Below are 8,250 nucleotides of genomic sequence, written 5' to 3' on the forward strand. Positions count from 1 at the left end.
GCGCGCGTCGTCCCGCTGAGCTTGGGCGTCACGCACGCCTTGCACAGTCCGCGCTCGCACCCGGTGGGCACGGGGATCCCCGCGCGGCCGGCGGCCTCGAGGAGCGTCGTGGCGCCGTCGATCTCCACCGCGGTGCCGGTGCGGGCGAAGCGGACCGTGTAGCGGCTGCCGTCGTCCTCGGGGCGGTCGAGCTCGGGCGCCGTGAACGACTCCGCGTGGACCCGCCCTGTCGGCTGGCCCAGGTCGCGCAGCCAGCCGCGGGTCAGATCGATGAGGACGGGCGGGGCGCAGACGTAGGTCTCGCGCTCGGCGGCGTCCGGGACCACACGCCGCAGCAGCTCCGGGCTGAGCCGGCCGGTCTCCAGGTCCGCGCGCGGGGACGGGGCGTCCGTGAACAGATGCAGCGTGAAGCCGGAGGAGCGGGCGAGCTCGCGGAGTTCGGACTCGAAGATGATCGAGCGGTCGTCGCGGTTGAGGTAGATGACGGTCGCGTCGGGGCGGACACCGGCCCGACGCGCGTCGCGGGCGAGGCGGCGCAGCAGGCTGATGATCGGGGTGACGCCGACACCGCCCGCGATGAGCAGGGACTTCGTGCCCGGGTCGGGGAGCGGGAAGTCGCCGGACGACTGCGGCACGCCGACCAGCGTCACGTAGGCCCCGGCGCGGAGTTCGTCGTTGAGGCGGTTGGACACCCGGCCGCCCTCGACGCGTTTGACGCAGATCTCCATGTCGCCGCCACCGCCGCCGACCGCCTTCGCGTCCGAGCTGTCACGGACCAGGCTGTACTGACGCACGAGATCCTCGCTGCCGGCGGCGTCGCGGCCGCCGCCGACGCGAACCGAGACGTATGCGCCCGCGTCCCACTCGACGTCGTCCCAGCCACGCGGCCGGGCCAGTCGCACGGACAGGGCCTGACCGTCGGCGACGGGCGTGGCGGACAGGACCTTCGCGGCGGCGTTGTGGAAGCGGGGCTTGTCCAGGTACGGCGACTCCGGCAGTGGCTCATAGGCGAACCCGGCGCGCAGTCGCCGCACCAGGTCGGCGGGATCGCGCAGGAGCCGGCCGGGCCGCCCGAACTCGCGCTCGCCGAACGGGACGGACAATCCGGTGAGCGTCTTGGCGATGAGCGGCACGGTCTCCAGCAGCGGCGTCTCGTGGTACGGCAGGCCGTACTCGGCGGCGATCGCCCGGACCTCCGGCGCGATCTTCCGCTGCATCGACGGCGGCAGGTCGGGGAAGAGGTGGTGCTCGACGTGGGTGTCCAGGCCGCCGTAGAAGATCCGCAGATCAGGGCGGTCGTCGAAGGGCACCTCCTCCTCGAGGATGCGGGACAGGGCGTCGTCCATCTGCGTGCTCGGCAGGAAGTTGCGCGTGGCGCGGATCTGGCGCTCGTAGTACTGGTCGGCGGTCTCGTCGGGGCCGGGATCGGCGAACAGCTCGAGTTCGCCCGCGTGGTGCTCGATGAACACGAGGAACAGCACCGCCATGTAGCCGGTGACGCCGCCGAGGTAGTTGGCGGCCAGCGTGGGCAGCGGCCTGTGGCCGGAACGGAACGGCTCGTCCACGAAGCGGCGGCGCAGGTCCCGGCCGGCGATCCGCGCGGGCGAGCGCAGGGTGTACGAGCTGAGGAAGCGCTCGCCGGTGACCTTGCGTGCGATGTTGGCCAGGAAGAACGGAGCCGCCGCCGGCGCGATTGCCGCGAGCGCGGAGATGAGCGCGACCTGCCCCAGGTGATGGCCGTACCAGTCCTGACCGGCACTGCCGCGGAAGATGCTGTAGCCGAGGTCGTGGTCCTTGCCGACGATGTTGGTGTTGGGGTGGTGGCCCGCGTGGTGCATCGTCTTCCAGTGGTCGACGTCCACGTTGAAGTCCCACTCGTACCGGTCGGAGTGGTACTCGCCGTTGTCCGGCAGGTGGTCGTAACTCCCGTGCACGATGTTGTGGCCCAGCTCGGAGAACTGCATGAGCCGGTACATCATCTCCAGCGCGGTGGCGCGACGGATCGCACGCGGCCCGCCCTCTCGGAGCAGCTCGCGGCGCCGCGCGTCGATCGCCCGCCCGTAGGCGGTGACGGTGCGGATGTGCTCCAGGTCCTCCTCGCCCACGGCGGCCTTGGCCCGTGAGTAGAGCGACTGGAGATCGTCGGCGAGAGTCATACCTGTGACCGTAGACACGCTCGTGCCGGGACGGAATGGCGCGAGCGGTCGCGAAGTTGTCATTTCCGGACATCCGGGTGGGTGATTGGTACGTTCGGGCGATGACCTCGTCGTCGTCGTCCTCGTCGCCCGTCTGGGCCGTGCCGCGCGGCACGGAGGGCGTGCGGATAATGGTGGAGGGCGCCGCGGCGCACGGGACGACGACGAGCGAGTGCCTGGCCGGGACCGGGATCGATCCGCGCGACCTGACGGATGAGGACGCGCAGATCTGGGCGCACCAGGAGTTCGCGGTGATCCGTAATCTGCTCGGCCGACTCGGGGACCGGCCCGGTCTGGGAGTGGAGATCGGGGCGCACTCGACCATCGGGCGCACCGGGGCGATCGGGTTCATGATGCTCGCCGGGCCCACCGTGCGGGCGGCGCTCGAGCGGGCGGTCCCGTACCTGGCGCTGTCGCCGACGCACCTGAGGTTCTCGCTCGAGGTGGGCTCGGCGGAGGGGGCCGACGGCGGGGCGTTCCTGGTCGCGGCCGACGACGAGATCCCCGCCGACGTCCGCACCTTCGTCGTGGAGCGCGACCTGTCCGGGCTGGCGGTGGCGTTCCGCGGTGCGCAGATCGAGCTCGGCCCCCTCGGCCTCGAGACGACCCTCGGGCCCGAGAGCGCGCGACTGCTGGGGGAGGCGTGGGGCCTGGGCCCCGAGGCCGTGACCCCCGGCGCCGCGGACAACCGGCTGGCCGTGTCGCGCGAGGCGCTGGACGCGCGCCTGCCGCAGGGCGACGAGAACACCGCGCGACTGTTCGAGCGGCAGTGCCGTGACCTGCTCGCCGAACGGCTCGCGCGCGTCGGCGTGGCGGGCCAGATCCGCAGCCGGTTGCGGCACGAGCGCCACTCCTGGCCGTCGATGAACGACGTCGCGGCGGAACTGCACGTCGACGTGCGCACCCTCCGCAGGCGCCTCGCGGCGGAGGGGACGTCGTATCGGCGGCTCGTGGACGAGGTGCGCCACGAGCGGGCCAGGGAACTGCTGGCGCAGGGCGTGCCCGTGGCGCGGATCGCCGACGAGCTGGGCTACTCCGAGACCTCGACGTTCACCCGCAGCTTCCGGCGGTGGGAGGACGCCCCGCCCAGCCGGATCCGTCGGATGATGGACGGTGGCCGGGCCGTTCCCGGCCGCGCCACCGCTGACGAAGGAGATTCGGGTTGACCCTGTTCGACACCCTCAAGGACCGCTGTCTCTCCGAGTGGGAGGCGTACACCCGCCACGAGTTCGTCACCGAGCTCGGGCGGGGCACGTTGCCGCAGGCGGTGTTCCGGGACTACCTCGTGCAGGACTTCCACTTCCTCGTGCAGTTCGCCCGCGCCAACGCCCTGGCCGCCTACAAGAGCCGCACCCTCGCCGACATCGCCGCGGCCCACCGGTCGACCGGCGCGATCCTCTCCGAGACCGAGCTGCACCTGCGGCTCACCGAGCGGTGGGGCATCCCGCGTGCCGAGCTCGAGGCCGCCGCCGAGAAGCAGGCCACCGTCGCCTACACCCGGTACGTCCTCGACTGTGGGATGGCCGGGGACGTCCTCGACCTGCATGTCGCCCTCGCCCCGTGCACGATCGGCTACGCCGAGATCGGCGCCCACCTGATGCCGCGGCTCGCCGAGCAGGGCGGGCAGGACGAGCACCCGTACGGCGAGTGGATCGCCGAGTACTCGGGCGTCGAGTTCACCGCCGCGTCCCGGGCCGCGATCGAGCAGCTCGACGTCCTGGCCGGCGGCGGGCTCACCGACCGCCGGCTCGACGAGCTCACCGACGTGTTCCGCACGGCCACGCGGCTCGAAGTCGATTTCTGGCAGCAGGCGCTGGACAGCGCGCGCTGAGCGTCCGCGATCGGTCGGCAACGGTCGGCATCGGTCGCGACCGGTCGTGGTTCTGCGTGGGTCTGGTTACGCTCTGCGCATCCTGATCCGACCCATCGAAAGGACGAATAAATGATCATCCTCGGTGCGATCCTGTTGATCCTGGGATTCCTCCTGGACATCCCCATCCTCTGGACGATTGGCCTGGTCCTGCTGGCCATCGGCGTCATCCTCGCGATCCTCGGCGCGGCCGGGCGGGCGGTCGGTGGTCGCAAGCACTGGTTCTGACGCACCCGGTGTGGACCACCGGGACCACGTCGACGAGAAGACTGTTCCGCGCACGTTCCGCCACTGGCGGGTGCGCGGAACAGTCTTCTCGACGTCAGGACGACGGTCCGGTCAGACCCGGCCGGGTGCGGGTCCGCCGGAGGCGAGGCTGACCTCGTCGTCGTCGCCCCCGTCCCCGGTCCCACCGGCGTCGGTGCGGGAGGCGTCGGTGCCGTCGGTGAGGGGCACGGCTTTGCCGTCCTCCCACACCGCCTCGCCGCGCGCGACCATGCCGGCCTGGTCACTGAGCGTGACCTGGGGGAGGAAGAACGCGAGGAGAAGGGCGACGGCGAGGACCGGCACCACGTACCAGAGCGCGGGTGCGAGGGCGTTCGCGTAGGAGTCCACGATCCCCTGGTGCAGCGGCTCGGGCAGGTTCGCCACGAAGGCCGGCGTGACCGCGCTGGGGTTGAGGCCCGACGCCATGGCCTGCTCGGGGTTGGCGGCGACCGTCTCGGTGAGGTTCCGGATGAGCCGGTCGGTGAACAGCGAACCGAACCACGCCGTGCCGATCGCGGCGCCGATCTCGCGGAAGTAGTTGTTCGAGCTCGTGGCCACGCCGACCTCGCGCGGATCGACCGCGTTCTGCACGGCCAGCACGATGACCTGCATGACCAGGCCCAGGCCGGCGCCGAAGAACAGCAGCATGCCCATGATCTGCCAGATCGGCGTCGAGCCGGTCATCTGGGTCATCACCATCACGGTGAGCACGGTCAGCGCCATGCCGACGATCGGGTAGACGCGGTAGCGGCCGGTCTTGGCGATGGCCAGGCCCGAGCCGATCGAGGTGGCCATCATGCCGACCATCATCGGGATCATGAGCAGGCCCGAGCCGGCGGCCGAGGTGCCGGTGGCCATCTGCAGGAACGTGGGGATGAAGCCGATCGCGGCGAACATCGCGACGCCCAGCACGAAGGCGATGGCGGTGGCGATGATGAAGACGCGGCCGGTGAACAGGTGCAGCGGCAGGATCGGCTCCTCGGCGCGGCTCTCGACCACGATGAGCGCGATGATGCTCACGACGGTGCCGGCGATCATGGCGATCATGCCGGGCGAGTCCCACGCCAGCTGGTCGCCGCCGAGGTCCGTGACGAGGACCAGGCCCGACGTGCCCAGCACCATGAACAGGATGCCCGCCCAGTCGACCTTCGCGGTGCTCGTGCGGGTCGGCAGGGTCATGTACTTCCAGGCCAGGAAGAAGGCGATCACGCCGACCGGCACGTTGATCCAGAAGCACCAGCGCCAGTGGGCGGAGTCGGTGAAGAAGCCGCCGAGCAGCGGGCCGGCGACAGCGGAGATGCCGAAGACCGCGCCCATCGGGCCCATGTACTTGCCTCGCTCCGAGGCCGGCACGATGTCGGCGATGATCGCCTGCGACAGGATCATCAGCCCGCCGCCACCCAGGCCCTGGACGCCGCGCCACGCGACGAGCTCCCAGAAACCGGCCTCGGTGGCCGGATCGGTGAAGAGGCCGGCCGAGCCGGAGCCCACCGAGCCCAGCGTGAAGATCGCGATCGCCAGGAGGAAGAGGTTGCGGCGGCCCACGAGGTCGCCGAACTTGCCGTAGAGCGGCATGGTCACGGCCACGGCGAGGATGTAGATGGTGATGATCCACGCCTGCGATTCGACGCCGTTGAGTTCACCGACGATGGTCGGCAGCGCGGGCCCGAGGATCGACTGGTCGAGCGAGGCGAGGAACATGCTCGCCATCAGCGCTCCGAAGATGATCCAGACCGTACGCGGGGTCAGCGTGATCGGATCGCTCTCGGACGACGCGGGTGGCGTCGACGAGGTGCTGGTCATGCGGTGGTGCCTTTCGTGGGTGGCGGTGGCGGGGTCAGCGGAATGCCGACTCGAGGAGTTCGAAGTAGTGGGCGACGCGCTCGGCGAGCGGAGGATCCGGATGGCCGGAGCAGGCCTCGAGCATCGCGGTCTGGACCAGGCCGAGGGCCACGCTCAGTCCGACCTTCGCGAGGTCCCGGTCGCGGGCGGAGTCGTGGCGCGAGGCGATGGCGGCCTCGAATTCCGCGCCGACGACGGTCATCGACGCGTTGAGTGCCCCGAACAGGGCGGGGTCGCGCTCGAGGGCCGAGCGCATCAGCTCGTCGTCGGTGGCGGAGTCGGGATCGGTGTCCTCGAGGAAGCGCAGCATGAGGTCCCGGATCTGCAGTACCGGGTTGGCGGCGGGCTCTACCTCGTCGCCGAACAACGTGCTCATGAGTCGGCGGAAGCGGTCCGTGCTCAGGTGGACGACGGCCTCGTCCTTCGAGTCGAAGTAGTTGAAGAACGTGCGCGGGGAGACGTCGGCGCGGGCGGCGATCGCCTCGACGGTGGTGGCCTGGAGTCCGTCCTCGGCGACCAGCTGCAGGGCGGCGCGGGCGATGGACGCCCGGGTGCGGGCCTTCTTGCTCTCGCGGAGGCCGGTGGTGGTCACCGGACGATGATGCGCCCGTTTTGCAGAGAGTGCAAGTTTGCTCAGACTGCACGTTAGGGGTTCGGCCGACGACGGCGGGCGGCCGCACGGCATTGTCGATCCCATGGATTCACGCAATGCGAGCTCGGCCGACAACCGGGAGGCGGTCGACCACGTCGTCCGCGCGATGACCGCCGATAGGCGTGCGCAGATCCACCGCCGCACGCTGACCGTCGTCGTCATCAGCCAGGCCTTCGGCGGCGCGGGCCTCGCGGCCGGCATCTCCGTGGGCGCGCTGATCGCCCAGGACATGATGGGGACGGAATCCCTCTCCGGCGTGCCGACCGCCCTGTTCACGCTCGGCGCCGCCCTGGCCGCGTTCCTGGTGGGGCGCATCACTCAGCGGGCCGGTCGCAGGACCGGGCTGGGACTCGGCTTCACCGCCGGCGGCGTCGGCGCGATCGGCGTGGTCGCGGCGACGCACCTCGCCAACCCGGCGCTGCTCTTCCTCTCGCTGTTCGTCTACGGCGCCGGCACCTCCACCAACCTGCAGGCGCGCTATGCGGGTACTGATCTGGCTGCGCCGGAACGCAAGGGCACCGCGGTCAGCATCGCGATGGTGGCCACGTCCATCGGAGCGATCGCCGGACCGAACCTCATCGAACCCACGGGTGGGCTGGCGACCAGCCTGGGCCTGCCCTCGTTGACCGGTCCGTTCCTCCTCGCGGCGGTGGCCTACCTGCTCGCCGGCGCCGTGCTGTTCGCCATGCTGCGCCCTGACCCGTTCCTGCTCGCCCGTGAGTTGGAGAGCCAGACACCCGACGCGCTCGACGCCGACGCCGCTCGCGCCGCGGACGAGCAGGAGCCGTCGGGCAGCGGGTCGGACGGCCTACCCCGCCTGGTCCTGGTCGGCGCGCTGGTGATGGTCATCTCGCAGTTCGTCATGGTCGCCGTCATGACCATGACGCCGGTCCACATGCGCGCCCACGATCACAACATGGGCGCGGTCGGCCTGGTGATCGGTCTGCACATCGGCGCGATGTGGCTTCCCTCGCTGGTCACCGGCCTCCTCGTCGACGCGATAGGCCCCCGACCGACCGCGATCGCCTCGGGATCGATCCTGCTCGCCGCCGGCGTGACCGCGGCGCTGGCCCCCGACGACAGCCTGACCGCGCTGATCATCGCCCTGGTGCTCCTCGGCCTGGGGTGGAACCTCGGCCTGGTCGCCGGGACCACCATGGTGGTCAAGGGCACCCGGCCCGCGACCCGCGCCTCGACCCAGGGATCCATCGACGTGTGGGTCAACATCTTCGGTGCCAGCGCGGGCGCGGTGTCCGGTGTGCTCATGCACGCCGCCGGGTTCAGCGTCCTGGCGATCGCCGGCGGAATCGTCGCACTGATCATCGTCCCGGCCCTGGCGCTCGCTCCCCGCGCCGGCCGGTGACCCGGGGGCTCGTCGCCGCCGCGCCGCGGTCGGGGCACGGGCCTACAGCGGGATCGCGTCG

At 71.1% G+C, this 8,250-nt stretch carries 7 protein-coding genes; 4 read left to right on the forward strand and 3 right to left on the reverse strand.

Annotated elements, in window-relative coordinates; genetic code table 11:
• Positions 1-2,156: fatty acid desaturase (locus tag G6030_RS06780; protein WP_182642614.1), on the reverse strand; the 2,156-nt coding region annotated here is incomplete at its 3' end.
• Between the two features lie 101 nt (positions 2,157-2,257).
• Here G6030_RS06780 and G6030_RS06785 point away from each other — a divergent pair.
• The 3 genes from G6030_RS06785 (at position 2,258) to G6030_RS06795 (ending at position 4,293) form a co-directional block, all read left to right on the forward strand.
• Positions 2,258-3,361, forward strand: a complete 1,104-nt coding sequence (locus tag G6030_RS06785) for an AraC family transcriptional regulator (RefSeq protein ID WP_182642615.1) — start codon at positions 2,258-2,260, stop codon at positions 3,359-3,361.
• Complete coding sequence (locus G6030_RS06790; RefSeq protein ID WP_182642616.1) at positions 3,358-4,026, forward strand: TenA family protein; 669 nt, start codon at positions 3,358-3,360, stop codon at positions 4,024-4,026. The genes G6030_RS06785 and G6030_RS06790 overlap by 4 nt, the downstream gene beginning before the upstream one ends.
• A gap of 111 nt (positions 4,027-4,137) precedes the next feature.
• Complete coding sequence (locus G6030_RS06795; RefSeq protein WP_182642617.1) at positions 4,138-4,293, forward strand: DUF6131 family protein; 156 nt, start codon at positions 4,138-4,140, stop codon at positions 4,291-4,293.
• Positions 4,294-4,404: 111 nt separating this feature from the next.
• Here the strand turns inward: G6030_RS06795 and G6030_RS06800 are convergent, their stop codons facing one another.
• Together G6030_RS06800 and G6030_RS06805 are read right to left on the reverse strand one after the other, a co-directional pair.
• Positions 4,405-6,135, reverse strand: coding sequence for an MDR family MFS transporter (locus tag G6030_RS06800; protein WP_182642618.1), 1,731 nt, complete (start codon positions 6,133-6,135; stop codon positions 4,405-4,407).
• Positions 6,136-6,169: 34 nt separating this feature from the next.
• The gene (locus G6030_RS06805) at positions 6,170-6,766 is read right to left on the reverse strand and encodes a TetR/AcrR family transcriptional regulator (protein WP_347238600.1); all 597 of its coding nucleotides are present in this window, start codon (positions 6,764-6,766) and stop codon (positions 6,170-6,172) included.
• Between the two features lie 166 nt (positions 6,767-6,932).
• Here G6030_RS06805 and G6030_RS06810 point away from each other — a divergent pair, with 166 nt between their 5' ends.
• Positions 6,933-8,189 carry an MFS transporter gene (locus G6030_RS06810; protein WP_182642620.1) on the forward strand — a complete coding sequence of 419 codons (1,257 nt, stop codon included), beginning with the start codon at positions 6,933-6,935 and terminating at the stop codon, positions 8,187-8,189.
• The last annotated feature ends 61 nt before the right edge of the window (positions 8,190-8,250 follow it).

This window comes from Dietzia sp. E1 (assembly GCF_014145015.1).
In the GTDB taxonomy this organism is placed as follows: Bacteria; Actinomycetota; Actinomycetes; order Mycobacteriales; family Mycobacteriaceae; genus Dietzia; species Dietzia cinnamea_A.